Origin of the sequence: Sphingomonas sp. 67-41 (assembly GCF_001899725.1) — a bacterium.
GTDB lineage: Bacteria > Pseudomonadota > Alphaproteobacteria > Sphingomonadales > Sphingomonadaceae > Sphingomonas > Sphingomonas leidyi.
The window spans coordinates 162,487-187,590 of record NZ_MKWJ01000032.1; the positions used below are offsets into that span (position 1 = coordinate 162,487).

Here is a 25,104-nt window from a genome sequence, read left to right on the forward strand (position 1 = left end):
GCAGAAAGCGGTCAGGGCAGCGCGCAATAGACGAGCGGCTCGGCGCGCAGCGCAGCAGGCGTCATCCCGACATAATGACGAAAGGCGTTGGCGAAGGCTGGCTGGTCATTGAAGCCCAACCGGTCGGCGATGTCGGCAATAGGCAAGTCCGGACGGTCGCGCAGCAGGACGCACCCGCGCAGCATCCGCCCCGACATGACGAGTTGCTTGGGCGACAATCCGGCCGAGCGTTCGCAGTCGCGGCGCAGCGTCCGGGGCGAGATGCCGAGTTCGTCAGTGAGTACCGAGAGCCGCTGTCCGGCAAAGCGCGACAGGAGCACATCTTGAAGTGCGCATTGCCGCGCGTCCTCGGCGCTCCAGTCGGTCAGTCGCGAGAGCAACCAGGTTTCGATCACGTTTCCGATGGCGTCGCGCGGTGCGCTAGCGAGCCGGTCGAGCAGGCGGTCCGCTTCCGACCCGATCAGCTCCGAAAGCGCGATTGGCCGGTCCCAGCAATCAGCCAGGGGCGCGCGTACGATTGCGGCCGCAACCGCCGGGGCGACGCGGAACGACACCATCCTGTTCGCGCCGTTCGGCACCATCTGCAGCGTACCATGCCGAAGCCCATAGAGCATCGCGCGCGGCGTGATTTGCCCCGACGCGCCATCCGAAAGGCGGCAAGGGTCGCCCAATTGGAAGACGAACTCGACCTGGCAATCCGGTGCGATCAGGCCTTCGAGGCGCTGGGCGCCGCCGCCATAGTCGAGACTCCATGCCGAGCGTACCAAGCGGCCAAGCTCGGCGTGCGCTGGGCCGTGGTCGCGAAAGTCAAGCTGCATCGCGCAACTATTCCATGGGGCCGGCTCTTGCGGCAAGCCCGCTGGGCCAGAGAGTTCGACGGCGCCTCCAGCGCCACTGGAATTGTCAGAACCGGCCTGCGGGTGTCGCCTGCCTTGTCAGCGCGGCGCATCCGAGGCGATTTCTCGCGCGTCCCGCCACGCTGGAATCGCCTCGGCAAGGACGCGCCATGCCGAGCGCAGGAACAGAAGCGCGATGAGCGCGCCGACCGCGATGTCCGGCCAGGCGGTTCCCGTTGCAGCGACGAGCCCAGCCGCGGCCAGGACTCCGACGTTGGACGCGACATCGTTGCGCGAGCATTCGAAGGTGCTGCGCATGTTCACATTGGCGCCGCGGAAGCGCCACAGCATGGCGAGGCAGGTGAGGTTCGCCACCAGCGCGGCGCTGCCAAAGGCGAGCATAAGTCCGCTCGATGGTGGAACGCCATTGGCGAGCTTGTCGGCGATCTCGACGATCACCGCCACGCCGAAGGCAAGGATCAACCCGCCCTTGACGATCGCCGCGCCAGCCTCCCACCTGGCACCGCGGTGGAGCGCATAGAGGCTCAGCGCATAGACGAACGCATCGCCGAGCATGTCGACCGAATCCGCCATCAGCGCGGAAGATCGCGCCGCCAGTCCGCCGCCGAACTCGATGACGAACATCGCGAAGTTGATGATCATGACGATCACCAGCACCCGGCGCTGTCCTGCCTTTTCGGCGAGCGCGGCGATCGCGTCGCTTTTCCTGGAGCAGCAATCATCTGCCATCGAATCTGTCCTGCAGCCTGAGCGGACTTCCCCATGCACCCTCAAGTAACTAGAGGGTCAAGCATGAAAATAGGCTATCTCGCGCAAGCGACCGGCACCAAGCCGGAGACCATTCGGTTCTACGAGGCTCAGGGCCTGATTCCGCCGCCCTCGCGCAGCAGCGGCAATTACCGCATCTACGAGCAGGCGCATCTCGACCGCCTCTCTTTCATTCGCCGCTCGCGCGATCTGGGCTTCACGCTCGATCAGGTCCGTACCCTGCTCCGCCTCGCCGATGACCCGGCCGCTCCCTGTGGCGAAGTCGATGCGATCACGACTGCGCACGTCGTCGAGATCGACCGCAAGCTTGCCGATTTGCAGGCACTGCGCGGCGAGCTGGTCCGGCGGCTCGACAGCTGCCTTGGCTCGACGATCGCGGACTGTCGCATCATCGAGGCCCTGTCGCCTCCTCGCTGATCCGAGCTGAGCCGGCTCCCCGATTGAAAGCGATCCTAGGAGGTGCGTGGGGCGAACAGGATGATGCCGGCACCGACCAGACAGATCGCAGCGCCGGTCACATCCCAGCGGTCGGGCCGCAAGCCTTCGATTGCCCAGAGCCAGAACAGCGAGGCGCAGATATAGACACCGCCATAGGCCGCATAGGTCCGGCCCGCAGCTTCGCTGTCGACCAGCGTCAACAGCCAAGCAAACAGGATGAGTGACGCGATCCCAGGGGCAATCCACCATGGCGACTTGCCCAACCGCAACCATGCCCAGAAGGCGAAGCAGCCGCCGATCTCGGCGAGGGCCGCGCCAGCATAAGCAAGGATTGTCGGCATCAGACCGTCCCGCAGCAGGAGGATGCGATCGGGCGCTTGCCAGACAGGTCGTCGAGGATGACACAATCCGGTCCCGGTCCCCCGACGCACTCGGCGTCGCAGACTTCCACGAATTGTGCGATACTCTTCTCCAATGCCCTAAGCTCACGCAGCTTGGTGCGCACCGCGTTGAGGTGCGCTTGGGCAAGATCCCTAGCCTCGATGCAGGATCGCGATTGATCCTCCACGAGCGATGTCAGTGTGCGCACCTGCTCGATCGAGAATCCGAAATCCCGGCAGCGGCGAATGAGGGTCAGCCGGCGGACGTCGTCGTCGCCATAGCGGCGCTGGTTTCCCTCCTGGCGATCGGGGCGCGGAAGGAGCCCGATGCCCTCATAATAGCGGATCGTCGCCGCGTTGGTGCCCGTGCGCTCGGCGAGCGCGCCGATCCTATGCGATGCCATAAATCCCTCGAAATTAGCGCTTGAACCTCAAGTTACTTCAACTTGTATAGTCTTGGCCAGCAAGGATTGCGGCCATTCGGCCGCGCTTTCGACAGGAGCAACCATGGATGGACTGACAGACTTGGCGCCGATCGCGTGCACGCTGGATGGGGGCAGCTTCAAAGCCAGGATGGCGTGGATCGCCGACCTCAATTCACGCGCGCTCAAGGCGGTGCGGCGTGATGATCTCCGTCTCGAGCTCGACTATGCGCTGCCAGCGCTTGCCGATGTCCAGCAACTGATCGCGCAGGAGCAGGCATGCTGCGCGTTCCTGCTCTTCGACCTGACGGAGGGGGAAGAGGTGGTGACGCTGGCGATCACCGCGCCCGAGATCGCGCGCGACGCCGCGGAGTCGCTCTTCGGTCTGTTCCAGGAAACGGTTTTGCAGACCGCTGCCTGCGGTTGCACCGGAGGGTGCGGCGCATGAACGCGGAGCCTCAAAGGCGGGGAAACCGGGCAGTCGGCACCGTAGCCGCCACAGCGTCGGTCGCCGCTCTCGCCTGCGGCGTCTGCTGCGTCCTTCCCCTTGCGATTCCGGCCGCGATGCTGGGGATGTTCGGTGGCACTATCGCCTGGTTCGCACAGGCTTATAGCTGGCTGACACCGATCGCCGTCGCGGCGGTCGTCGCGGGCTGGCTATGGGTCGCCTATCAGTCGAAGCGCTCCGGCAAGCGCCCGGCGCGGGCCACGCTGGTCATCATGGGGTTTGCGACGGCAATAATGGTTCTCGCCTATCTGTGGCCGATGCTTGAACGGCCGATTGGCGCGGTGTTGCGCGGTTAGCCGAGGCCGGGCGAAAGCACGCAGGCGTCCTCATTCTTCGATGAGAGTCGAATATCGCTCGACTACCACGGGATGATCTCCGTGTGTCGAATTCTCGAAGGCGCGTTTCGCCCTGGTCCCGCGGAAGCGGGCGCAGGTGGACCGTCCAGCGCATCTCGGTTAATTCGTACCCATGTCGAACGCCGCCGCCCTGGAACTTCTGGTGCGCGGTGCCGCGGTGGGCGGCTTCCTTGCCCTCGCCATCGCCATAGGGCGTGGGGGATCGGCGCGAGCCCGGGTTACCGGCATCCTGTTCTGCCTTGCGGCAGCCGCGCACACGCTGACGCAGTTGCCGGAAATCAGGCCTGCGTTGGCGCCGGCCTGGGAATTTATCTGGGCGTTATCGGTCTCGGCCGCCGGTTTGTTCTGGGCGTTTGCGATCGAGCTGTTCGAGGATCGGCGGCGGTTCGAACCTCAGCGTGCCGTGCCAGCCGTTGCGCTGCTCCTGCTTGGCCTGAGCCAGACCATCGCGACGGACGCTATCGCCAAGGGACTCTGGCTCGCCCACAATATCATCGGCGCCCTGTTGATGGCACACGTCCTGTTCGTCATCGCACGAGGCTGGAAGAGCGACCTGGTCGAGTCGCGGCGGCGCCTGCGCGGGCCGGTGCTCGCCGCCGGTGCAGTCTATGCGCTGGCGATTACGATCGTCGAATCCGGCGAAGCTCTGGGCCGATCGGCGCAGGCGCTCTAGCCGCTGGCTGCCGCGCTGCTCTTCGCGATGAGCATGGCTGGGGTATTGGCATTCCTGCGCGCCGATGCAGCGCTGTTCGGGCCCGGCAAGGAAGCACCGGCGCAAGATACTTCGACACCACCCGCCGAACTGGAGGAAGAAGATGCGCGCGCGGCGGCGATCCTGGAGCGACTGATGCGCGAGGAGCGCCTGTCGAGGGAGCCGGGGCTGACGGTGGCGGCGCTCGCTGCGAGATTGCGGATGCCCGAATATCGCCTGCGTCGCCTGATCAACCAGCGGCTCGGTCATCGAAATTTCAACGCCTTTCTCAACCAATGGAGGCTTGGCGAGGTGAAGGATGCACTCGCCGACCGCGCGCAGCGCGAAGTGCCGATCTCGACGATCGCGCTCGACGCCGGGTTCGCGTCGCTCGGCCCCTTCAACCGCGCTTTTCGGGCGGAAACCGGGCTGACCCCCAGCGCGTTCCGCGCGCGTTCGCTGGGCGCAAGCGCCGCCCCCTGAGCACCTGATCCGGCACGCGCCCTTCGGATTCGGCGAGCAGCGCTTCGATTTCGGCTAGCCTGATTTCGACTGCGGCGAGCCAAGCGCGCCGCCATCTGCAAAGCGGCTCCCGTCGCGCCATCCCGGCGCAGGGAGCATCGCTTGACTCGCATAGAAACCATCATCGCCCGCGCCTTCATTCCAGCAGAGCGCTGAAGATGCGCAGACCGCGTTTCATCGCCGAGCAGGCACGCAATGCGAAAGGACTGCTGGGCCGGCTCATCGCCTCGATCATGGCGCGCGAGACTTGGGCCGTGAACCGGTGCGCGATCGAAGCCCTGGAGGTCGAGCCGCGCAGCCATGTCCTCGACATCGGATGCGGCCATGGGCGTGGCCTGGCCGCGCTCGCCGCGCTTGCTCCGGAAGGCCGTGTCACGGGCGCTGACCCTTCGGCGCTCATGGTGGAGATCGCTGTGCGGCGGAACCGCCGGCTGGTCCGTGCCGGGCGCATCGGCGTCGTGATCGCGAGTGCCGAGGCGCTGCCGTTTCCAGACGCCACGTTCGACAAGGCGATGTGCGTGCACGTCGTTTATTTCTGGGCCGATCTTGGCGCAGCGCTGCGGGAGATCGCGCGTGTCCTGAAGCCTGGCGGGCGCTTCGTCCTGGTGCTGCGTACCAATGCCAATGCTGCCGCGGTGAAGGCGTTCCCCGTCGACGTCTACCACTTCCCCACCCTTGAGGAGATCGTCGCCGCGCTCGAGCTAGCGGGCTTCACGGTCGGCCTCCCGGACGACGTTTCCACCGCAGAGCATACCGGACCAATTCTCATCGTCGCCACGAAGCATGGCGTGCCGGGTAATCCCGGCGGGGGCGCATAGGATATGGCGCACCTCGACTTCGCGGCCCCACCACTCGAACTCGAAAACGCGGGAGCAGGCGCATGATTTCGCTCGACACCGTACTGCACGGGCTCGTCGCTATATTTCCCCACGTCCTGATGCTCGAAGGCGGCCGGTACATCGTCACCGCCGGACTGGTGAGCCTCGTGACCTGGACCTTCTGGCGGAGCTGGTTCCGCCACCGAAAGATCCAGAGCCGGTTCGCGACCGCGAGCGACTATCGCCGCGAGGTGCTGGCCTCGGTCCGGACCGTGCTCATCTTCGCGCTGACCGGCTTCGGCATGTATCTCGCCGCCCGCGCAGGCTGGCTCACGGTCTACAGTGGTTTCTCGGTCCAGGGTCCGGCCTATTTAGCCGCGACGCTCGTGCTGATGATCGTCGCGCACGACGCCTATTTCTACTGGACCCACCGGGCGATGCATCACCCGCGGCTGTTCCGTGCCTTTCACTGGACGCACCACAAGTCGCGCACGCCGACACCCTGGACCGCCTATGCGTTCGATGCGCCCGAGGCGATCGTCATGGTCGCGTTCGTTCCCATCTGGGCCGCGATCGTGCCGATGCACGATACCGCGCTCTACATCTTCATGACCTGGCAGATAGCGCGCAACGTGATCGGCCATGCCGGCGTCGAGTTCTCGCCGGTGTCCGGGCGCCGCTCGCGGCTTAGGGGCTGGCTCAACACCACCACGCATCACGACCTGCACCACCAGAGCGGGCGCACCAATTACGGGCTCTATTTCAGCTGGTGGGACCGCTGGATGGGCACCGAGCACCCAGAATATCAGGCACGGGTCGCCGCGATTGCCGACCGCTCGCGCGCGGCACGCAAGCCGGCGATCGCCACGCCCACGCTCGTCGCGATCGGGTTGCTGGTGCTGGCTGGGTCCGTCGCATGGCCGGGCCGCGCCAGCGCGCAGGCACCATCGGGCATCGCTGGCAGCTGCCCAAACAGGCCTGCCGCGATCAAGGGATTGTGGGGGTCTGGTTGCGCGGCGCTGGAGCAATCCCCAGAATACAAGGTAGCGAGGTGGACATGACGGAAACGGTCGAGGACGAGCGGCGAGCGCACTGGCAGGGCGTCTATGCCGCCAAGACTCCGGACGAAGTCAGCTGGTTTCAGGAACGGCCGGATGTCTCGCTCGAACTGATCGAGGCGACCGGCCTGGCCGACACCGCTTCGATGCTCGACGTCGGGGCAGGCGCATCGACGCTGGCCGATCATCTCCTCTCCTCGGGCCATTCTTCGCTCGCCGTGCTCGATATTTCCGAAGAGGCGCTTCGGCACGCGCAGGCGCGCCTTGACAGCGAGGCCGATCGCGTGCGCTGGATCGCGGCGGACATCACGCGCTGGCGTCCCGAGGAACCCTTCGATCTCTGGCACGACCGCGCCGTGCTCCACTTCTTGACGGCGAGGGAAGATCAGCAAGCCTATGCGGACACCCTGCGCGCCTCGCTCAAGCCGTGCGGCTGGGCGATCATCGCCGGCTTCGCGCCCGGTGGCCCGCTGAAATGCAGCGGACTCGAGATCGTCCAGCATGACGCGCAAAGTCTGGCCGAGCTGCTCGGCTATGAATTCGAGCTGATCGACACCCGCGACGAAACGCACCGCACGCCCTGGGGCGCCGAGCAGGCGTTCCGCTACCATTTATTCTGGCGCGGCTGACGTCGATTCCAGAGCGAAAAGGCAATTGAAGATGCGGCTTGCGGTGGATCGGCTGCGCGCTCGGGGCTGCCCCTTACCACCGTGCGACGCCAGACGCCTCTGCAGCACCTCAGCAGGTGGCGGGCTCGACCAGCTTGCCGGAGGGATCTTCGGCGAAGCCTTGCTGACATTCAGCCAGGCGAACCGAGAATACCTGCTGCCAGCGCAGCGCCAATCATCAGCATCAGCGTCGCGACGCCGACTCGAATCGACCCGATCGTTAATTTCTCGAGCCGGCGCGTGGCGACATAGGCACCCAGAAACGCCGACAGGGTACCAACCGTCACGAGCAGGGTCTCGCGTCCAGAGAGATCGAAGCCTGCGGTCGAGAGGGATGCCGCGTACGTGGTCAGGCGCGAGACATCGACCAGGATCGCAATCATCACGCCGGTAGCGATGAACCCGTCAGCAGGGAGTCCGGCACGCAGCAGGAACACCGAGCGGAACGCGCCCTGCTGCCCGGTCAGCCCGCCGAAGAATCCGGTGACGAGGCCGCCGAACGGCATCAGCCGTACCGGTGCGCTCAGCTTCTGGAACCATGGCTGGAATTCGAGCAGCGCGAAGACGATCATCAACAGTCCGATCGCCAGGCCGGCGCCGGTAGGACCGAAGCGCATGCCGAATACCTCCCACGCGAACAGGCGTGGCGTGTCCCCAAGCAGCGCAAGCAGCCAGGCGCCCAGCACCGCAGCCGGGATTGCGGGAAGACCGAAACGCAGCACGGTCTTCCAGTCGGTCCGCCGCCAGAGCAGCGTACCTTTGAAGAGATTGTTCAGCAGATGGACGATCCCGGTCGCTGCGACCGCGACCGGAACCGGAAAGAAGAGCGCGAAGGCGGGCAGCAGGATGGTGCCAAGCCCGAACCCCGAAAAGAGCGTCAGCGCCGAGGCAAGCGCGGCCACCGTGGCAATTACTACCAGGTCCATGGTTGTCCTCTCCGAGCGTGGGTCCAGCGTGTCCGAGCATCCGGCTTACGGCGCGGATCGCGCCATCGCCCGGGCCCATGCACTCTAGCGGCGCGCCGCCGACGTTTCTATCAAGCGACCGTTCTTGGCCGCGATGTGCCCCGGAATCACCAAGCACCGGGCCCGCGAACTGTTCTGCGAGCTCGTCGAAGGCCATGGACGCGAGCATATGCCGCATCGCAACCGTCCCTGAGTCTCCCTCCCGCAGTTCCGGCCGCCAGGACGCCGAAGCGATCCTGGCGGCCGGCTGTCATTCACTGCTTGGTGATGGACGTCACTTCACCCGACCCGTCTTTGAGCGCCAGCTCGAACGCGACCTTGTCCCCGACCTTGACGCTGTCGAGCAAAGCGGGCGCGGCCTTGAATGCCATCGTCATCGCCGGCCAGCCGGCTTCCGGAATAGCGCCGTGATCGAGTGTGATGGTGCCCGCTGCCTTGTCGATCGCCGTGACGGTCCCGCTGCCTTTGGCAGTCTTCGCGTCGGGCATCGCCATGTTGCCCATATCGCCGGACATATTGTCCGTACCCGCCATCGTCGCAGGGGTTTCGGTGGACGTGTTGGCGGCGGTCGCATTGGTCGCGGCCTTCTCGCCGCACGCTGCGAGCAACATTGCCGGGGTGATCATGGCAAGCAGATAGAGGGGCTTCATCGTCGTCTCCTTCAGGGTTGAACTTGGGGTTGCGGGTGAGGTGCTGCTCGCCGCCGCCGCATCAGCAGATAGGCGGCGGGGATCACGAACATCGAGAGCAGGGGGGCGGTGAGCATCCCGCCGATCATCGGGGCGGCGATGCGGCTCATCACCTCCGAACCGGCGCCAGTGCCGATCAGGATCGGCAGGAGCCCGGCGATGATCACCGCGACCGTCATTGCCTTGGGGCGGACGCGGAGCAATGCACCTTCGCGAACCGCGGATGCGACCTCATAGTCCGAAGCGTCAGGGTCCCGCTCGTCAAGCGCGTGCCGCAAGTAGATCAGCATCACCACGCCGAACTCGGCGGCGACACCGGCAAGGGCGATGAACCCCACACCGGTCGCGACCGACTGGTGATAGCCGAGAAAATAGAGGATCCAGAACCCGCCGGTCAGCGCGAACGGCAGCGTGCCCATGATCAGCGCCGCTTCACCGAGGCGCCGGAAGATCAGGAACAGCAACAGGAAGATGATCGCGAGCGTCGCGGGCACCACCAGCGTCAGCCGATCGACCGCGCGCTGGAGATATTCGAACTGTCCTGAATAGGCGATCGACACCCCGGGCGAGAGCTTCACCTGCCGGCTCACCGCCGCCTGCAAATCCCCGACGACGGACGCGAGATCGCGACCGCGCACGTCGATATAGACCCAGGTCGATGGCCGTCCATTCTCGGTCTTGAGCATCGGGGGGCCGTCGGCGACTTCGATGCGCGCGACGGTTCCGAGCGTGATCTGCTGCCCCGACGGCGTCAGAACGGGGAGCGTCCGCAACCCTTCGATGCTGTCGCGCAGCTCGCGGGGGTAGCGGATATTGATCGGATAGCGCGCAAGGCCTTCGACGGTCTGACCGACATTTTCGCCGCCGATCGCGCCCGAGACGATCCCCTGCACATCTGCGATGTTGAGTCCGTAGCGCGCCGCGGCGGCGCGATCGATGTCGACATCGAGATAGCGCCCGCCGGTCAGCCGCTCGGCGAGCGCCGAACTCACCCCGGGCACGGTCTTCGCCACGCCTTCGATATCGTGTGCGATCCGGTCAAGCTGGCCGAGATCGGCGCCCGAGACCTTGATTCCGATCGGGCTCTTGATACCGGTCGCGAGCATGTCGATCCGGTTGCGGATCGGCGGCACCCAGATATTGGCGAGGCCCGGCACCTTCACCGCCCGGTCGAGTTCCTCGACCAATTTCTCGGGGGTCATGCCGGGGCGCCATTGGTTGCGGGGCTTGAAGCGGATCGTCGTCTCGAACATCTCGAGCGGCGCCGGGTCGGTCGCGCTCTCGGCGCGGCCCGCCTTGCCGAATACGCTCTGGACCTCGGGCACGGTCTTAATCATCCGGTCGGTCTGCTGGAGCAGCTCCGACGCTTTCGCCGCAGACAATCCCGGCAGCGCCGAGGGCATGTAGAGCAGGTCGCCTTCGTTCATCGCGGGCAGGAATTCGCCGCCGAGCCGCGATGCGGGCCAGGCGGTGGTCGCGAACACCAGCGCCGCGATCAGCAACGTCGTCTTGGGCTTTTTGAGCACCCAGTCGATCGCCGGACGATAGATTGCGGTCAGCGCGCGGTTGATCGGGTTGGCCTGCTCCGACGGAATCCGGCCGCGGATCAGCCAGCCCATCAGCACCGGTACCAACGTCACCGAGAGGATCGCGGCGGCCGCCATCGTATAGGTCTTGGTGAAGGCGAGCGGCGCGAACAGCCGGCCTTCCTGGGCCTGGAGCGTGAACACCGGCACGAACGACAAGGTGATGATCAGCAGGCTGAAAAACAGCGCCGGACCGACCTCGATCGCCGCTTCGGTGATGACGGTCCAGCGCGTGGCGCCTTCGAGCTTGTCGGCGGGATGATCGTGCTCCCAGCGCTCGATCGCCTTATGGGCATTCTCGACCATCACGATTGCGGCGTCGACCATCGCGCCGATCGCGATCGCGATGCCCCCCAGCGACATGATGTTGGCGTTGACGCCCTGGAGGTGCATCACGACGAACGCCGCGAGAACTCCCAGCGGCAGCGTCACGATCGCGACCAGCGCCGAGCGGACATGCCAGAGGAACAGGGCGCAGACGATCGCGACGACGATGAACTCCTCGAGCAGCTTGTGGCTGAGATTGTCGATCGCCTGGTCGATCAGCTGCGAGCGGTCATAGGTCGGGACGATCGCGACACCCGCTGGAAGGCTCTTGCGGAGTTCGGTCAGCTTGGCCTGGACCGCGGCGATCGTGGTGCGCGCGTCGGCGCCCGAGCGCAGGATGATCACACCGCCGGCGACCTCGCCGTCGCCGTCGAGTTCGGCGATGCCGCGCCGCATCTCGGGCCCGATCTGGATCGTGGCGACATCGCCCAGCGTCACCGGCACGCCGCCTGCCGCCGTGCGCAGCGGGATCGCACGAAAGTCATCGAGCGATTTGAGATAGCCCGAGGCGCGGACCATATATTCGGCCTCGCCCATTTCGAGCACCGAGCCACCGGCTTCCTGGTTGGCGCGCCGGATCGCCTCGACCGCCTGGGCGTGGGTGACGCCGAAGCCGGCAAGCTTCGCCGGATCGAGCACGATCTGGTATTGCTTGACCATCCCGCCGATGCTCGCGACCTCGGCGACGCCGGGCAGGCCTTTCAGCTCGTAGCGCAGGAACCAATCCTGTATCCCGCGCAGCTGCGCCAGGTCATGACCCCCCGTGCGGTCAACCAGCGCATATTCGTAAACCCAGCCCACGCCGGTCGCGTCGGGTCCGAGCGCGCTCTTCGCGGCCTCGGGCAGCCGGCTTTGCACCTGATTGAGATATTCGAGCACGCGGCTGCGCGCCCAATAGAGATCGGTGCCGTCCTCGAAGATCACATAGACGAAGCTGTCGCCGAAGAAGGAATAGGCCCTGACCGTCTTGGCGCCCGGCACCGACAGCATCGTGGTGGCAAGCGGATAGGTCACCTGATTCTCGACGATCTGCGGTGCCTGGCCGGGCAGGGACGTGCGGATGATGACCTGCGTGTCGGAAAGGTCCGGCAGCGCGTCGATCGGGGTCGCGCGCACCGCCAGCAGCGCTGCGGCGACCAGCGCAAGCGCGCCGAGCACGACGAAGAAGCGGTTGGCCACCGACCAGCGGATGAGCGACCCAATCATCGGCCGGCTTCCCGTGCCAGGCGCCGCAGTGTCGGGCCCTCGGGCGGCTGGTCGAAGGCGAAGCGGACGCGGTCGCCGACCTTATACCCTCGGGCCAGCGCGGGTGAGCCGAGTCGGAAATGCATCGTCATAGCCGGCCAGCGAATCGCGGGTACGGGTCCGTGGGCAAGCGTGATGCCGGTCGCGTCGATCTTCTCGATCCTGCCAACGGCTTCATAGAGCGTGGGTGACGCGCCCGGCGCCGCGAGAGACCCAGCGATCGGCCGCGCCTGGATACCCGACAGGCTCGCCTCGGAATCGAGCAGGAACTGTCCAGACGCCGCGACCTTCTCGCCTTCCGACAGTCCGGCAAGGATCTCGATCTGCCCGCCAGCTTCGGCGCCAGTCTGGACCTCGGCCGGCTGATAGCGGCCGCCCGGCAACACGAGCATTACCAGGCTTCGCTTGCCCGTGCGGATCACTGCCTCCGAGGGCACGAGCAACGCCGATCGGTTGGTTCCGCCGAAATCGACGCTCGCGAACATGCCCGGCCGCAACCGCCCGCCGCGATTCGGGAGCTCGATCCGGACCGTCAGCGTGCGGCTCTCGGCCTGCACGTCAGGGAGGATCGCCGCGACCCGCCCGGTGAAGCGCTCGCCGGGGAAAGCCGAAAGCGTGGCCGTCGCGCTCTGGCCGGGCTTGAGCTGCCCCGCCATCGCTTCGGGCACCGCGGCGTTCAGCCAGACGGTGCCAAGCCCGTTGATCTCGGCGAGCGTCTGGCCTGCCGACACCGTCATCCCGGCGCGGACGCCGAGCGTCTTGATCGTTCCGCCGGTGGGCGTCGAGATCGTGACCACGTTGTTCGGCCGGCCGCTGCGCTCGACCGCGCTGATCGTCCCCGGCGCCATGCCGAGCAATGTCAGCCGCTGCCGTGCGGCGCGCGTCAGCGCAGCATCGCCGGTTCGCCTGACCGCGAGATACTCGGCTTGCGCCCCGGCCCATTCCGGGATGAGCAGATCGGCCAAAGGTGCGCCGGCGCCGACCACATCGCCCGGCGCACGGCCATAGACGCGCTGGACGAAGCCCGACGCGCGTGCCTGGACGATTGCCACGTCGCGCTGGTTGAAATCGATCGTGCCGGTGGCGCTGAGACCGCCCGCAAGCGTCCCGCGCTCAGCCGTGACGCTCCGGACACCCAGGCTCTGCGTTCGCGCGGGGTCGATCTGGACGCCCGCGCCAGAGGCCCCCTCATCGGCGTATCTGGGGACCAGCTGCATATCCATGAACGGCGACTTGCCCGGCTTGTCGAAATGCTGGCTCGGCACCATCGGGTCGTACCAGTAGAGGATCTTGCGGCCGTCCGCGGCGGCGGACTGCGGCTGGCCGCCCTGTCCGCCGAGCTGCGCGATGCCGTAGCCGGCGGCACCGGCGACGAGCGCGATTCCCGCTGCGGCGAGCGCCAACCGGGCGCGGCGCGAAAGTTGGGCGGTCATTGATCACTCCCGTAGGTCAGGACCAGGCGTGCACCGTCGCGCGCCACCAGTGCCTCGCGATCGAGCGCCAACAGCGCCGCGTCGGAATATTGAGACTGCGCGGCGATCACATCGAGCAGCGTCGCGCGGCCCGCGGAATAGCTCGCAAGCTCCAGCTCGGCGCGCTGGCGCGCGAGCGGCAGCAGCTCGTCGCGTGCGCGCATCCATTGCTCATGATGCATGGCGTGATCCGCCAGCCCCGCCTCGAGATCGGCGGCAAGGGCCCTGCGCAGATCCTCCTGGTCGGCGCGGGCGGCGCCCGCAGCCGAGGTGCTCGCGGCGATCAGAGGATCCTGGCGCCGGCGCGAAAACAGCGGCAGATCGACCGTGACCCCCACGGAAACCATGTCGCCATAGCGCGGATAGCGTCGCTGGTAGCTGAGATCGAAGCTCCAGTCGGGGCGCTTGCCGGCGCGCGCGACGTCGATGCCCGCTTCGCTTTGGCGCGTTCGTGCCGCCGCGATCGCCAGGTCCGGGTGCCGGTCGATCCCCGCGCGAAGCGCCGCAGGATCGATGACGAACTCCGGAAGGGCACCTTCGATCTGGGGATTGGGATCACCTGTCCAGCGCGCGAGGGTGGCACGCGCCCGCGCAACTTCGGCGGCGAGTTCGCTGCGCTTATCTTCGAGGCCCGCGATCGCCTGTCGCACCTCCAGCGCCTGTGCCGGGCGCGCCGTGCCCGACGCAACCGCCGAGGTCGCTGCCGAAACCAGTTCGCGAAGCTCGACAAGGATGGAATCGAGGGTAGCGAGCCTGCGCTCGGCATAGGCCAGGTCGATCCAGGCGAGCGCCGTCGCGACGCGCACCCGCCGCGCTTCCGCCATCTGCACCGCCTCGGCGACCCCGAGGTCGGCGGTGGCGAGGCCGGTCCGTGCCCGGCGTTTCGCCAGATTGGGCAGATCCTGGCTGACCCCGACCCGCGCCATCGTCATCTCGTCGCCGCCGAAGGTGAAGGCGGGTGGGCCCGAGACCGGGAAATTGTCGAACCCGAAGGTAAGCTTCGGGTCGGGCAGTTGGCCGGCCGGGATCACGCCCGAGCGCCGCGCATCGACATCGAGCGACCGTGCGCGCAGCGAGGGTGCCTGCCTGACCGCCAGCGCCAGGGCTTCGTCGAAGGTCAGCGGATCGGCCGAGGCCGGCAACACTGCGCCAATCGCCAGCGCCGCGGCCCCGATCGCCAGAAGCAGGCGGCGCCGAACGCGCCTTGGCATGATGGTCATCAAGATATTCCCCTTTGGTAAGGGGGCGGCGCGTCTGCGGAGGCGCGCCGCCCCCGGAACGGGCCAGCCGGACCGCAGCCCGGCCGACCCGCTCCGGCGAGTCGCCGACGACGGGGTCAGCCGTTATTCGGCTTGACCGCTCCTTTCATGCAGTCGGCAGGGCTCGCCTGCATCATCGCGCAGTCGCAACTGGCCATTTCCCGGGCCTCCGGCACCCACACGCGGACCCGCGTGGGCCCGGTCGGGTGGGGCCCGTATTGCGGCACCGAGCGCCATTCATAATGGCCGCGGGTATTTGTTACCGGCGCATCCTGCGCGAAGGCGGGCGCTGCGATTGCGAAGGTGGAAAGCGCGACCGCGATCACCGCGGCCGACATATTGATCGTCTTCATGATACTGTCCTTGGTCTGAAAGTCGTCCTGTCGCGGGCCGTTCGGCACTCCGCAAGCCGTTCACAGCTTCAGGAAGCGCGCACCCGCGTGCGAAGGTCAGCCAAGGAAGGTGGGCGGTTCCAGTTCGGGGCCGGTGTCATGCCCCGCAAGTATTGCCGATGTCGGCCAGAAGGTCGCGATCGGCGCCGGTCGCGCCGTGGAGGGTGCGTGCGGCTCCTTCACGCCGAGCACCGCACTGCAACCGGCCATCAGCATGCAACCGGAGGATTTGGGCAATTTGGAGCCCTCGTCGCTCTTCGCCGGCTTGGCGGCGCAGTCGGTGCAGTCCGTGGCCACCTTGCAGTCGGGCATCGCCGAACTCGCGGCGGCCTGGTCCTGCGTCATCAGCAGGCACGGGGCAGCAACCGCCACCCCGTTTCCGGCAAGGCCGAACAGGATTCCAATGCACAACAGATGGCGCAGCAGTCTCAGCACCGTTTGAAAATGCTCCTTTGCAATATGGAAGTCAATTCGTGACCGCGGACAAGAAGGTTACCGCGACCCCGACATTGTTGTCCTGATGAGCCGATCGAAGTTATCCTGATGAGGCGATCGACCGTTGGCGCATTGCCTGTTTTTGGCGCCAGCCATGCCGGGTCAGCCCGCGCGGTTTGTACATCCCCAGCGCGGCGGCCCAGAGCAACACCAGCAGACCGCCGGCGGCATGGGCCACAACCGAAACTCTCAACCCCCTGAGACCGGCGGGGGCCAGGGCGGTTTCCGAAGCGGCGGTCGCCAGATAGTCGATTTGCCCCGTCTTCATCAGCAGCAAGAAAGTTGCGGCGAGGACGATCAGGAGCTTGATGAGCACCCAGAAATTCCGGAACAATCCCCATTCGGTGGCGAGGGATTGGACAATGCCCGTCAGGAGCGCAGCGAGCGATAGTGGGACGATGACGTACGCGGTGATTATCGCGTTCGCGCCATAGGCGATGCGGACGATATCGGCATCCTGACTGGTCAAACCCGTGATCGCCAGCGCGAGAAAGGCCGCAAGCGCACCGATCCAGCCGATCGAGCAGATGACGTGCACGGTGAGCGCGAACCTGCGGAGGCGGGGTGGCATGATCATCAATGGCCACCGTGGCGCGTTGCGTGATCGCCCGCGGCACCATGACCGGTCAGCCCCGCAGCCATCCCCAGCGTCAGCAGGAGCAGAACCGCCACCAGGATCCCCTGCAGCTTCGCCCAGCGCGGCATGCCGGGATATGCGGACGGGTCAGCCATTGTCCCTCCTTCGCTCAGCCTCGAAGTCGATAGGCCATTCTGCAGATTTATCGAGACAATATGTCTCTGTCGAGTCGTATTGTCTTGGAAAACCGCGAGCCTATAGTGCGGCGGTGCCAAAGCTCTGGAATCAAACGATCGAAGCCCATCGCGCCGCGGTGCGCGACGCGATCCTGGACAGCGCCTGGGGGCTGGTAACGAAACAGGGGCTGGCATCCGTGACGATGTCACGGATCGCGCAGGAGGCCGGAATCGGCCGGGCGACGCTCTACAAATATTTTCCGGAGGTCGAAGCGATCCTGGCCGCCTGGCATCAGCGCCATGTAGCTGCCCATCTTCGTCATCTGGCCGAACTTCGCAAGCGGCCCGGCGACCCCTGCGAACGGCTCGGAGCCGTGCTCGGGGCATTTGCCCTGATCGCCCATCACCGGGGCCAGCACGACACCGAACTGGTAGCGCTGCTGCATCGGGGCGAACATGTCGATCAGTCGCACCAGCAGCTCGCCGAACTGATCCGGGAATTGCTGGTGGAGGTCGCCGGGACCGGGAACCTTCGGGACGATATCGCGCCCGACGAACTTGCCGACTATTGCCTCTATGCGCTTACCGCCGCGAGCAGGCTAAAGTCGGAGGATGCCGTTCAACGGCTCGTCGCAGTCACGCTGTCCGGGCTTCGGCCTCCGCGCTGAGTGACTCAGCCGCCGTGACGCGCGAACATGCGGCGCCCGGCGGGCCCGAATGCGATCACCTCATAGGCTTGCCCGCGCACGCCCGGCACCTCCATCCCCGGCGACCCGAGCGGCATCCCGGCAACGGCGAGGCCGCTGACGCCCCTGGGGCGTTGCGCGAGTACGCGCTTCATGTCGGCGATCGGAACATGTCCTTCGAACGCCATGCCGTCGATGATGGCGGTATGGCACGAGGCCAGATCTGCGGGAACGCCAAGCCGCTTCTGCAGCGCCGCCCGCTGCCGGTCATCGACAAGCTGGACCTGCCGCCCGAATTGGGCTCTCACCTGCGCCGCCCATTTCTCGCAGCACCCGCAGCCGGGATCGCGGTAGACCGCGATCTGCTGGGTCGCCATCGCGGCCGCGGGCACCCCCAGCGCGAGCGCGGCAAACAATATCCGGATTCGATTCATCATCGTTCTTCCCGTCTCTCTCCGCCAACAGGGCGGATCCTCTTCACCGCTTGCCGCCGGCCGAAGCCGATGCGGCGAACCAGCCATCTTCAGGCCGGTTTCCGCTTGCGCCGCGGCCAGCGCAAATAAAGGAGTATGGTGCCCGCGATCGCCAGGGCGAGCCCGCCGGTCGCAAAGGCCCACATCCAGGGCGTGTTGAAGTGCTCATGCTCGGTCCAGTCCATGATGTGCAGACCCCAGAAGAAGTCATAGAGGCGCCATGTGCCGGTCCGCACCGCAACGATCTTTCCGGTGTCGTCGACATAGACCCGCGTCGCGTCGGGGTCCGGGAATACCGCGCGCCATGCAGGGACCTTGCCCTTATACTCCGTGCTCGTCGCGGAGACTCGCTCGACTTGCGGGGCAATTTTCGAGCCGCCGCGATACGCGGCCAAAGCGATCGTCGCCACGTCCCGGGATCCGACTGGCGGAAGGACGGCGCCGGTTCTGGCGTCGTGGAGCCGAACTGCACCCGAAGCGGTCTGCACTTCCACCACCGGGCGGCCGAGCAGCATCCGCACCTGGAACTGCCGGATGGGTTCCTTGCCGGCAGCCAATATCGCGTGCGTGGGCGCATAGCCCGTATCGCCCGGAAGCATGGCCGCCGCTTCCCGATCCACCAGATGTTCCCCGCGAACGCGGTCGATCGGAAGCAGGCTCATCACCAGCCCGCTGGTGAACCACAGCAGGAGCTGGACGCCGAGCAGCAGCCCAAGCCAGCGGTGCAACCGGCTCGCGCCGATGTGCAGCCGGAGCTTTCGGCTCCTCACGACCAGGCTCGTACGTTGGTCATGCGCACGCTGCCGGCGCAGCCGCCGCTTCTCTCAACATTAAACACATTTCCCCCCAGAATCGGTCTAGGCCATGAGTGCCCGTGCCTACCGTCTCTCTTGATGGCAGGCGCCTGGCAACCGCCAGATCTACTTTCGTGCCAGGATGGCTTTCATCTGGTCGATCTCCTGTCGCTGCGACCGGATGATCTCGCGGCACAGCGCAACGATCTCGGGATCGCGCAGCGACGCTTCCTTGCACATCAGAATCGCACCCGAATGATGCGGGATCATCGAGCGGAGGAACTCGCGGTCGCCAATCGTGGTCTGGGTGCGGATGAGCGCGAAGGAGCCGAGGAAAAGGACAGCCGAGCCGGCCAGGAGCGCGATGTTGAGCGCCCGCGACGGAAACATGTGCGGCATGGCGAGGATCATCAGCACGATCATCGGCGTGGCCATCATCAGCGTCATGTAGAGCATGTTGAGATTGTTGTAGAAGCTGCCGAGCCCGTCGATCATCACGAACATCACCAGATACATGACGATGCCGCCGAGGACCGTCTGCAGCGCGAGACTCGCATAAGGGTTCTTCGTCACTCGCCTTCCTCCTGTTGCCGCCCGGGCGTCAGCATCGGCCCTCTTGCCTGGTCGCACATTTCGCGCGCCTTCTGGATTCTCGCACCGAAATGGCAGTCGCGACGCGCGCGTCCGCCTCTCCTAGAACCATGTCCTAAGCCCCAGAACGAAACTGAAGCCGCCGGTATCCTCGCCGCGCAGCCGTGCATAATCGGCGGTGTTTCCAAACTTGCGTTCCCATGAGACGCCCACATAGGGGGCGAATTCACGCGTGATTTCGTAGCGCACCCTGAGGCCCAGCTCGGCATTCACCAATCCTGACCCTATCCTGTTCCGAGGCATGTCCTGGGCAGAGAAGTTCAATTCGACGCGTGGCTGAAGGATCACGCGCTGGGTGATGCGCTGGTCATAATAGGCGCTGGTTCGAGCCAGCAAATCTCCCTTGTCGGAAAGGAAGACTGCCCCCTCGATATCGAACCAGTACGGCGCGATACCTTCAATGCCGACGGTCGCGTAGGTCCGTCCCGGCCCAGGCTGGAAATCCTGGCGGACGCCGGCCTGCAAGTTCCAATAAGGGTCAAGCGCCCGGCTATAGAGCACCTGGACGTCGGCGCTATCGACGCCGCTGCCGAAACTACCTTCACCCTCCGACTTGAGCGTCAGCCGGTTGATGTCGCCCCCGAACCACGCTTCGCCATCCCAGCGAAAGCCGTCGCGACCGCGGCGCAGCTGGTATTCGGCGAGGTTGGCCATCACCTTATAGGTCGAGGTGCCTCCGTGCTCGCGGGTCAGCCTCGCCCGCGCGCGCGCCATCTCATCAGATGGAAATATCCGGTCGGCATAATGGTCGGCAGGCGGCGCCGGAGCCGGTGCGTCTCCGGCTGGCAGAGCGGTACCGCCCGTCCCGTGCTGGGGCGCTGCGTCACCTTCGGGCACGCCAGGCATCCCGGGCATGTCGTGCCCAGTTTGCGGAGCCGGTGCACCGGGCGCCGGCGGCGTCTGCTTGTCGGGCATGTCGGCAGCCTGCGTTGCCGGCATGACGTGGCCGGCATGCGGATCGGCCCCGGGTACCGGAGCGGCCCGAGGTGGTGCGGGTGTTCTCCGCACAGGCTTCGCCCGTGCCGTGGGCCTGGGTTTGGCGCGCGGTTTGGGTTTAGGCTTGGCCGCCGGGGCCGCTGGCGCCGGCATCTGCATGCCAGGCATGTTCGAATGATCGGTCTGTTGGGCCACGGCCGGGGCAGCGAACAGCAAGGGGGCGACGCCCGCCAGAAGCAGAACACCTCTCATGCTGCTTCTCCGCGCGGACGGACCGACACGACCCGCATCATCCCGGCGTGCATGTGGTAAAGCATATGGCAGTGGAACGCCCAGTCGCCGACGGCATCGGTGGTTACATCGAACGTCACCTTCCCTCCCGGCAGCACGTTCACCGTATGCTTGCGCGGCGCATATTCCGCGTGGCCGGTCACCAGCTCGAAAAAGTGACCGTGCAGGTGGATCGGATGCGACATCATCGAGTCGTTGACCAGGGTGACGCGAACCCGCTCGTCCTTGAGGAACGGGATCGGCGCTTTGACCTCGCTCAGCTTTTCTCCGTCGAACGACCACATGAACCGCTCCATATTACCGGTCAGGTGAATTTCCATCGCGCGGTCGGGTGCGCGTACATCCGGGTTGCGCGTCACCGCCATAAGGTCGCGATAGACGAGCACTTTGTGACCGGCATTTTCCAGGCCGGTACCGGGCTCGCCGGTGCGATCCATCGGCATCGGCGCGATCGTCTGCACGCCGGGCCCGAGCTTGACCTGCGGCGCGTTCTTGGGGTCGCGCATATTCATGCTCATACCGCCCATCGCGCCATGGTCCATGCCGGCCATCGCGGGGCCTGATTGCGCGGGAGCAGCCGCGCCCGCCATCGCGCCATGATCCATTCCCGGCATGGCGGGCTCCGGCGCGCTGAGATCGAGCGTGCCGCCGCTGTCACCGCTCATATCCATGCCGCCCATGTCCATACCGGACATGTCCATCCCCATGTCCTTCATCGTCGCCAGCGGCCGCTCGCGCAGCGCGGGGACTTCGGCGGCCATGCCCTCGTGCGGTGCAAGCGTCGCCCGGGCAAGGCCCGAGCGATCGACCGCCTCGCCGACAAATGTGTAGGCACGCTCGTCAGAGGGCGTGACGATGACATCATAGGTTTCAGCGATCGCGATCTGGAACTCGTCTACGCTCACCGGCTGGACATTCTGGCCATCGGCCTGAACCACCGTCATCGGCAGGCCGGGAATGCGGACGTTGAAATTGGTCATCGCTGATGCGTTGATGATCCGCAGGCGTACCCGCTCGCCCGGCCGGAACAACGCCGTCCAATTGTCCTTGGGGCCGTGGCCGTTGACGAGATAGGTATAGGCCGCCCCGGTCACGTCGGAGACATCGGTAGGATCCATCCGCATCCTGCCCCAATCAAGCCGGTCCTTGAGCGGCTGATCCTTGCCGGCGAGCAAGCTTCCGAGCGTCTGCTTCTGATGGTTGAAATAGCCGGCCTGCTGCTTGAGCTTTCTGAAGATAAAGTGCGGATGCATCTGGCTATGATCCGACAGCACGATGACATGCTCGCGATCCGACGCGATCGGATCCTCGCCCTCGGGATCGATCACGATCGGGCCGTAATGCCCCAGCTGCTCCTGGAGGCCTGAGTGGCTGTGATACCAATAGGTGCCCGACTGAATGATCGGGAACTCGTAGACGAAGGTCGACTTGGGCTTGATGCCCGGAAAGCTGATGCCGGGAACGCCGTCGAACTGGAAGGGCACGAGCAGCCCGTGCCAGTGGATCGAGCTGTCCTCGTCATGGAGATCGTTGGTGACCGACAGCCGGACCGTCTGGCCTTGCCGCAGCCTGATGAGCGGCGCCGGGATCGTACCATTGATGCCGATCGCGTGACTCTCCCGACCGTCGATCATCATCATCTGATGGGCAATGCGCAAAGAAATGTCGGTGCCGCTGACCGTCGGAAGCGGCCGCGTAATACCGGCCGATCCCGACTGGGCCCATGCCGGAAACCAGCTCGCAAGCGAAAGCCCTCCGCCTGCGACAGCAGCCCCGCGCAACAGCGCCCGGCGATCGAGATTTAATGAATGCATCACCCTTGAGTCCCTGAATTCGCGGCCTTAACGAAGATACGCGCAGAAAAGATCAATCCCTCAGCACTTCCGTCAATTTTAGTCGAGCGCGATAGAGACGGGTCTCGATCGCCTTCTCGCTCACGCCCAGCACCGCCGCCGCTTCGGGCTGGGTGAAGCCGTCAACCGTGCGCAGAATAAGGACCTCCTTAAGCGAGGTCGGAAGGGCGGCAATCGCCGCCATGGCGCGATCGAGCTCCTGGCGGTCCGCCAAAAGCGTTTCGGGTGTCGGCGCCTCGTCGGCGACGTGTTCTGCCGTTTCCACGGGAAGCGCGAATGAGAAAATGCGGCGCACCGCACGGCGCCGCGCCCAGTCATGGCACTTGTTCAGAGCGATGCGCGCGATCCAGGTCCGGAATGGCCGTGCGCCATCGTATCGGGCGAGTGCGGAGAAGGCGGCGAGGAAACTCTGCTGCGTGACGTCGAGCGCGGCATCTGCATCGCCGGTGTGGCCCCGGACCAGGCGATATACGCCGTCGCGATGGCGGCGCATGAGTTCGGTATAGGCAGCTTGCCTCCCCGCGACGGCCAATGCGGCAAGCTCGCCGTCCGAGCAGCCCCCAAGATCGAGCGTCACTGCTCCTTGGCCGTGAGCGCTCTCACCACCGCGGCATCGAATTTGGCGGCCTGATCCGGACGGAGCACGCCCCGCATCGCGAAAATGTGCTCGAGCGTCTCTTTCTGCAGCTGGCCCATCACTTGATGCGAGCGATCAACTGCCGCGCCTACGCGTGGCCCATATCCGTGCTCGGCCTCGATAGCTTCCGCCAGCCGGGCATTGTCCGCGCGGAGTTCGAGCTCGAGTGCCTGCCTGCGAACCGCGAAGCGCTTCTCGATCGCGTCGAGCTGCACCTTCTGGTTGTCGTCGAGGCTCAGATCATGGTGGAGCAGCGCATGCAGTTCGGTTTCGACGGGCAGCTGCCGCGCGACATAGGCGCGCCCGATGAACACGCCGGCGAGCGCTGCCGCGAAAGCGATGAGCGCGATCAGGAGCAGGCGGCGCCGGTCGTTCATTCGGCGCTGCTCAACAGGGTGGAAGGTGCCAGTGCAGGCGAAGTTCCGAAGGGAGCGAGCTGGGCGGCACGCGCCGGGGTGCCCGGAACCGCCGCGCTGGCGATACCGAACGTAAGCGCAGAGAGCGCGGCCAGTCCGAAGACCATGCCGGGAACCGGTCGCGATACGGACCTGGTCGCCATATGGTCGAGCACAGTCGCGTCGATTGCCGCCAGTCGCGGGTGGAGGGGCATCTCGCGCAGCCGTGCGAGTGCTGCATCAATGTCGGTCATGCGTGTTTCTCCGCGCTCTTCCTTGATATTACGCACCTATCGTCGCAACCCCTCATAGCACGGCCCCGCACTTTCCGATGAGGGTTCGGCCGCGGGCGCGCGTATTGAGCAGTGAATCGAACAAGGAGTCCCAATATGAAATTCTCTCGCATCATGGGCGCGGCCGTTTCGGTCGCCATCATCGCGACCGCAAGCCCGGCGATGGCCCATCCCAAGCTCGTTTCGTCGACGCCCGCCGCGCAGTCCGTCGTCAGCAACGTGAAGCAGATTACGCTGACCTTCAGCGAGCGGCTCATGCCCCAGCTGTCGGGCATCGATCTGTCGATGACCGGCATGCCCGGAATGGCGAACCACAAGCCGATGAAAGTGACCGGGTTCAAGATCTCGGTCGGCCCCGACGGCAAGACGCTGGTCGCAACGCTTCCCAAGGCGCTGCCTGCGGGAACCTATCAGATCGATTGGCATGCAGTGTCGGCCGACACCCATCGAATCACCGGCAAGCTGACATTCACCGTAAAGTAAGTGGAGACCGACTGGCCCATCGTCGCAACGAGGCTCGCGCTTTACGCCGACCTCGGGCTTCTGTTCGGGGTGCCATTGTTCGCGCTCTACGCCTTGAGAGGCGAGGAGCGGGGACAATTGCTCCCGTTCAGACTGATTGTTGGGACCCTTGCGGCGGTGGGCGCAATCTTGAGCCTGCTCGGCTTCGCGTCGATGGCCGCTTCGATGACTGGTACCGGCCTCGCCGGCCTCGATCGCGGCATCATGATGATGCTGATTTCGGAGACAGCGGTCGGATGGGCTTTTGTTGCCCGGGAAGCCGCGTTGATCCTTGCGCTGGCATTTTGCCTACGGATCCCCCGCAAGCCAGTCCCGTTCCTGGTCCTGGCATCGGCCACGGGCGCGGTCGCGGTCGGAACGCTGGCCTGGTCCGGCCACGCCGCCGCGAGCGAGGGGACAGCCGCTATCGTCCATCTGGCGGGTGACATCGTTCACCTCCTCGCGGCATCGGCATGGCTCGGCGCGCTCGCCGTGCTGACGGGATTGATGATGATGCGCCGGGAGCCGACCGCCGAGCGCGTACGGATAACCCATCGCGCATTGGCGGGCTTCGCGACGGTCGGTTCGATCCTCGTTGCACTGATCATCGTCACTGGAGTCTTGAACGGCTTGGTCTTGGTCGGTTTCGACGCTTTTTGGTTGCTCGGGACGACGCTCTACGGCCAGCTTCTGATAACGAAAATCGCTCTGTTCGCCGCCATGCTCTGGCTGGCGGCGAGCCATCGGTTTCGCCTTACGCCGGCCCTTGGCGCGGCGCTCGAACAGGACGATGCTGCAAGCGCCGCATCCACGCTGCGCCGGAGCCTTGTCGTCGAGACGGTGTTGGCGTTTGCGATCCTGGCGCTCGTCGCCTGGCTCGGAACGCTCGCGCCCCCTATCTCGGGCTAGCGTCGATGCCGGGGCG

General features: G+C 65.7%; 32 protein-coding genes. 11 read left to right on the forward strand and 21 right to left on the reverse strand.

Annotation, left to right across the window (positions count from 1 at the left end; all coding sequences use genetic code 11):
* Positions 1-11: 11 nt before the first annotated feature.
* Both BGP17_RS22980 and BGP17_RS22985 read right to left on the reverse strand, forming a co-directional pair.
* Positions 12-818, reverse strand: coding sequence for a helix-turn-helix transcriptional regulator (locus BGP17_RS22980; protein ID WP_286713775.1), 807 nt, complete (start codon positions 816-818; stop codon positions 12-14).
* 117 nt (positions 819-935) lie between these two features.
* The gene (locus BGP17_RS22985; protein ID WP_286713777.1) at positions 936-1,586 is read right to left on the reverse strand and encodes a cation efflux transmembrane domain-containing protein; all 651 of its coding nucleotides are present in this window, start codon (positions 1,584-1,586) and stop codon (positions 936-938) included.
* A gap of 63 nt (positions 1,587-1,649) precedes the next feature.
* On the opposite strand from BGP17_RS22985, the gene BGP17_RS22990 reads away from it, so the two are divergent.
* Entirely contained in the window at positions 1,650-2,042 is a 393-nt protein-coding gene (locus BGP17_RS22990; RefSeq protein ID WP_286713779.1) for a MerR family transcriptional regulator, read from the forward strand.
* A gap of 35 nt (positions 2,043-2,077) precedes the next feature.
* Here BGP17_RS22990 and BGP17_RS22995 read toward each other — a convergent pair whose 3' ends face one another.
* Together BGP17_RS22995 and BGP17_RS23000 are read right to left on the reverse strand one after the other, a co-directional pair.
* On the reverse strand, positions 2,078-2,404 hold the full coding sequence (locus tag BGP17_RS22995) for a YnfA family protein (protein WP_286713782.1): 327 nt from the start codon (positions 2,402-2,404) through the stop codon (positions 2,078-2,080).
* Positions 2,404-2,847, reverse strand: a complete 444-nt coding sequence (locus tag BGP17_RS23000; protein ID WP_286713784.1) for a MerR family transcriptional regulator — start codon at positions 2,845-2,847, stop codon at positions 2,404-2,406. Before BGP17_RS23000 ends, BGP17_RS22995 begins: the two co-directional genes overlap by 1 nt.
* Before the next feature lie 103 nt (positions 2,848-2,950).
* Here BGP17_RS23000 and BGP17_RS23005 point away from each other — a divergent pair, with 103 nt between their 5' ends.
* From BGP17_RS23005 to BGP17_RS23035, 7 genes are all read left to right on the forward strand, one after another.
* A complete protein-coding gene (locus BGP17_RS23005; protein WP_286713786.1) occupies positions 2,951-3,313 on the forward strand; it encodes a hypothetical protein in 363 nt (120 codons plus the stop codon).
* Positions 3,314-3,429: 116 nt separating this feature from the next.
* Positions 3,430-3,669: a hypothetical protein gene (locus BGP17_RS23010; RefSeq protein WP_286713788.1), complete on the forward strand. Its 240-nt coding sequence runs from the start codon at positions 3,430-3,432 to the stop codon at positions 3,667-3,669.
* A 172-nt stretch (positions 3,670-3,841) separates the two neighbouring features.
* Positions 3,842-4,402, forward strand: a complete 561-nt coding sequence (locus BGP17_RS23015; RefSeq protein WP_286713790.1) for a hypothetical protein — start codon at positions 3,842-3,844, stop codon at positions 4,400-4,402.
* 33 nt (positions 4,403-4,435) lie between these two features.
* A complete protein-coding gene (locus tag BGP17_RS23020) occupies positions 4,436-4,903 on the forward strand; it encodes a helix-turn-helix domain-containing protein (protein ID WP_286713791.1) in 468 nt (155 codons plus the stop codon).
* 197 nt (positions 4,904-5,100) lie between these two features.
* Entirely contained in the window at positions 5,101-5,760 is a 660-nt protein-coding gene (locus BGP17_RS23025; protein ID WP_286713793.1) for a class I SAM-dependent methyltransferase, read from the forward strand.
* A 62-nt stretch (positions 5,761-5,822) separates the two neighbouring features.
* Entirely contained in the window at positions 5,823-6,821 is a 999-nt protein-coding gene (locus tag BGP17_RS23030) for a sterol desaturase family protein (protein ID WP_286713795.1), read from the forward strand.
* The gene (locus BGP17_RS23035) at positions 6,818-7,447 is read left to right on the forward strand and encodes a class I SAM-dependent methyltransferase (protein ID WP_286713797.1); all 630 of its coding nucleotides are present in this window, start codon (positions 6,818-6,820) and stop codon (positions 7,445-7,447) included. Before BGP17_RS23030 ends, BGP17_RS23035 begins: the two co-directional genes overlap by 4 nt.
* 170 nt (positions 7,448-7,617) lie before the next feature.
* Here BGP17_RS23035 and BGP17_RS23040 read toward each other — a convergent pair whose 3' ends face one another.
* The 9 genes from BGP17_RS23040 to BGP17_RS23080 all read right to left on the reverse strand — a co-directional run bounded on the left by BGP17_RS23040 (position 7,618) and on the right by BGP17_RS23080 (position 16,648).
* Positions 7,618-8,412: a TSUP family transporter gene (locus tag BGP17_RS23040; protein ID WP_286713799.1), complete on the reverse strand. Its 795-nt coding sequence runs from the start codon at positions 8,410-8,412 to the stop codon at positions 7,618-7,620.
* A gap of 293 nt (positions 8,413-8,705) precedes the next feature.
* On the reverse strand, positions 8,706-9,101 hold the full coding sequence (locus BGP17_RS23045; protein ID WP_286713801.1) for a copper-binding protein: 396 nt from the start codon (positions 9,099-9,101) through the stop codon (positions 8,706-8,708).
* Between the two features lie 11 nt (positions 9,102-9,112).
* Positions 9,113-12,259, reverse strand: a complete 3,147-nt coding sequence (locus BGP17_RS23050) for an efflux RND transporter permease subunit (RefSeq protein WP_286713803.1) — start codon at positions 12,257-12,259, stop codon at positions 9,113-9,115.
* Positions 12,256-13,731, reverse strand: coding sequence for an efflux RND transporter periplasmic adaptor subunit (locus BGP17_RS23055; protein WP_286713804.1), 1,476 nt, complete (start codon positions 13,729-13,731; stop codon positions 12,256-12,258). The genes BGP17_RS23050 and BGP17_RS23055 overlap by 4 nt, the downstream gene beginning before the upstream one ends.
* On the reverse strand, positions 13,728-14,990 hold the full coding sequence (locus BGP17_RS23060) for a TolC family protein (protein WP_286713806.1): 1,263 nt from the start codon (positions 14,988-14,990) through the stop codon (positions 13,728-13,730). The genes BGP17_RS23055 and BGP17_RS23060 overlap by 4 nt, the downstream gene beginning before the upstream one ends.
* Positions 14,991-15,106: 116 nt before the next feature.
* Entirely contained in the window at positions 15,107-15,382 is a 276-nt protein-coding gene (locus tag BGP17_RS23065) for a hypothetical protein (RefSeq protein WP_286713807.1), read from the reverse strand.
* Between the two features lie 96 nt (positions 15,383-15,478).
* Positions 15,479-15,856, reverse strand: a complete 378-nt coding sequence (locus BGP17_RS23070; protein WP_286713809.1) for a hypothetical protein — start codon at positions 15,854-15,856, stop codon at positions 15,479-15,481.
* A 100-nt stretch (positions 15,857-15,956) separates the two neighbouring features.
* Entirely contained in the window at positions 15,957-16,496 is a 540-nt protein-coding gene (locus BGP17_RS23075; protein WP_286713811.1) for a hypothetical protein, read from the reverse strand.
* Positions 16,493-16,648 (reverse strand): hypothetical protein, encoded by a 156-nt coding sequence (locus tag BGP17_RS23080; protein ID WP_286713812.1) that lies wholly within the window; start codon positions 16,646-16,648, stop codon positions 16,493-16,495. Before BGP17_RS23080 ends, BGP17_RS23075 begins: the two co-directional genes overlap by 4 nt.
* 113 nt (positions 16,649-16,761) lie before the next feature.
* Here BGP17_RS23080 and BGP17_RS23085 point away from each other — a divergent pair, with 113 nt between their 5' ends.
* A complete protein-coding gene (locus tag BGP17_RS23085) occupies positions 16,762-17,337 on the forward strand; it encodes a TetR/AcrR family transcriptional regulator (protein ID WP_286713813.1) in 576 nt (191 codons plus the stop codon).
* 5 nt (positions 17,338-17,342) lie between these two features.
* Here the strand turns inward: BGP17_RS23085 and BGP17_RS23090 are convergent, their stop codons facing one another.
* The 8 genes from BGP17_RS23090 to BGP17_RS23125 all read right to left on the reverse strand — a co-directional run bounded on the left by BGP17_RS23090 (position 17,343) and on the right by BGP17_RS23125 (position 23,639).
* Positions 17,343-17,792: a DUF411 domain-containing protein gene (locus BGP17_RS23090; RefSeq protein ID WP_286713814.1), complete on the reverse strand. Its 450-nt coding sequence runs from the start codon at positions 17,790-17,792 to the stop codon at positions 17,343-17,345.
* An 86-nt stretch (positions 17,793-17,878) separates the two neighbouring features.
* Positions 17,879-18,556 carry a PepSY domain-containing protein gene (locus BGP17_RS23095; protein WP_286713815.1) on the reverse strand — a complete coding sequence of 226 codons (678 nt, stop codon included), beginning with the start codon at positions 18,554-18,556 and terminating at the stop codon, positions 17,879-17,881.
* 192 nt (positions 18,557-18,748) lie between these two features.
* Positions 18,749-19,138 carry a DUF305 domain-containing protein gene (locus tag BGP17_RS23100; protein WP_286713874.1) on the reverse strand — a complete coding sequence of 130 codons (390 nt, stop codon included), beginning with the start codon at positions 19,136-19,138 and terminating at the stop codon, positions 18,749-18,751.
* Between the two features lie 177 nt (positions 19,139-19,315).
* Entirely contained in the window at positions 19,316-20,461 is a 1,146-nt protein-coding gene (locus BGP17_RS23105; protein ID WP_286713817.1) for a copper resistance protein B, read from the reverse strand.
* Positions 20,458-22,314, reverse strand: a complete 1,857-nt coding sequence (locus tag BGP17_RS23110) for a copper resistance system multicopper oxidase (protein WP_286713818.1) — start codon at positions 22,312-22,314, stop codon at positions 20,458-20,460. The genes BGP17_RS23105 and BGP17_RS23110 overlap by 4 nt, the downstream gene beginning before the upstream one ends.
* 52 nt (positions 22,315-22,366) lie before the next feature.
* A complete protein-coding gene (locus BGP17_RS23115) occupies positions 22,367-22,930 on the reverse strand; it encodes an RNA polymerase sigma factor (protein WP_286713819.1) in 564 nt (187 codons plus the stop codon).
* On the reverse strand, positions 22,927-23,367 hold the full coding sequence (locus tag BGP17_RS23120; protein WP_286713820.1) for a periplasmic heavy metal sensor: 441 nt from the start codon (positions 23,365-23,367) through the stop codon (positions 22,927-22,929). Before BGP17_RS23120 ends, BGP17_RS23115 begins: the two co-directional genes overlap by 4 nt.
* Positions 23,364-23,639: a hypothetical protein gene (locus BGP17_RS23125; RefSeq protein WP_286713821.1), complete on the reverse strand. Its 276-nt coding sequence runs from the start codon at positions 23,637-23,639 to the stop codon at positions 23,364-23,366. The genes BGP17_RS23120 and BGP17_RS23125 overlap by 4 nt, the downstream gene beginning before the upstream one ends.
* A 135-nt stretch (positions 23,640-23,774) precedes the next feature.
* On the opposite strand from BGP17_RS23125, the gene copC reads away from it, so the two are divergent.
* Positions 23,775-24,161 carry a copper homeostasis periplasmic binding protein CopC gene (gene copC, locus BGP17_RS23130; protein WP_286713822.1) on the forward strand — a complete coding sequence of 129 codons (387 nt, stop codon included), beginning with the start codon at positions 23,775-23,777 and terminating at the stop codon, positions 24,159-24,161.
* Positions 24,162-25,088 carry a copper homeostasis membrane protein CopD gene (gene copD, locus BGP17_RS23135; RefSeq protein ID WP_286713823.1) on the forward strand — a complete coding sequence of 309 codons (927 nt, stop codon included), beginning with the start codon at positions 24,162-24,164 and terminating at the stop codon, positions 25,086-25,088.
* The last annotated feature ends 16 nt before the right edge of the window (positions 25,089-25,104 follow it).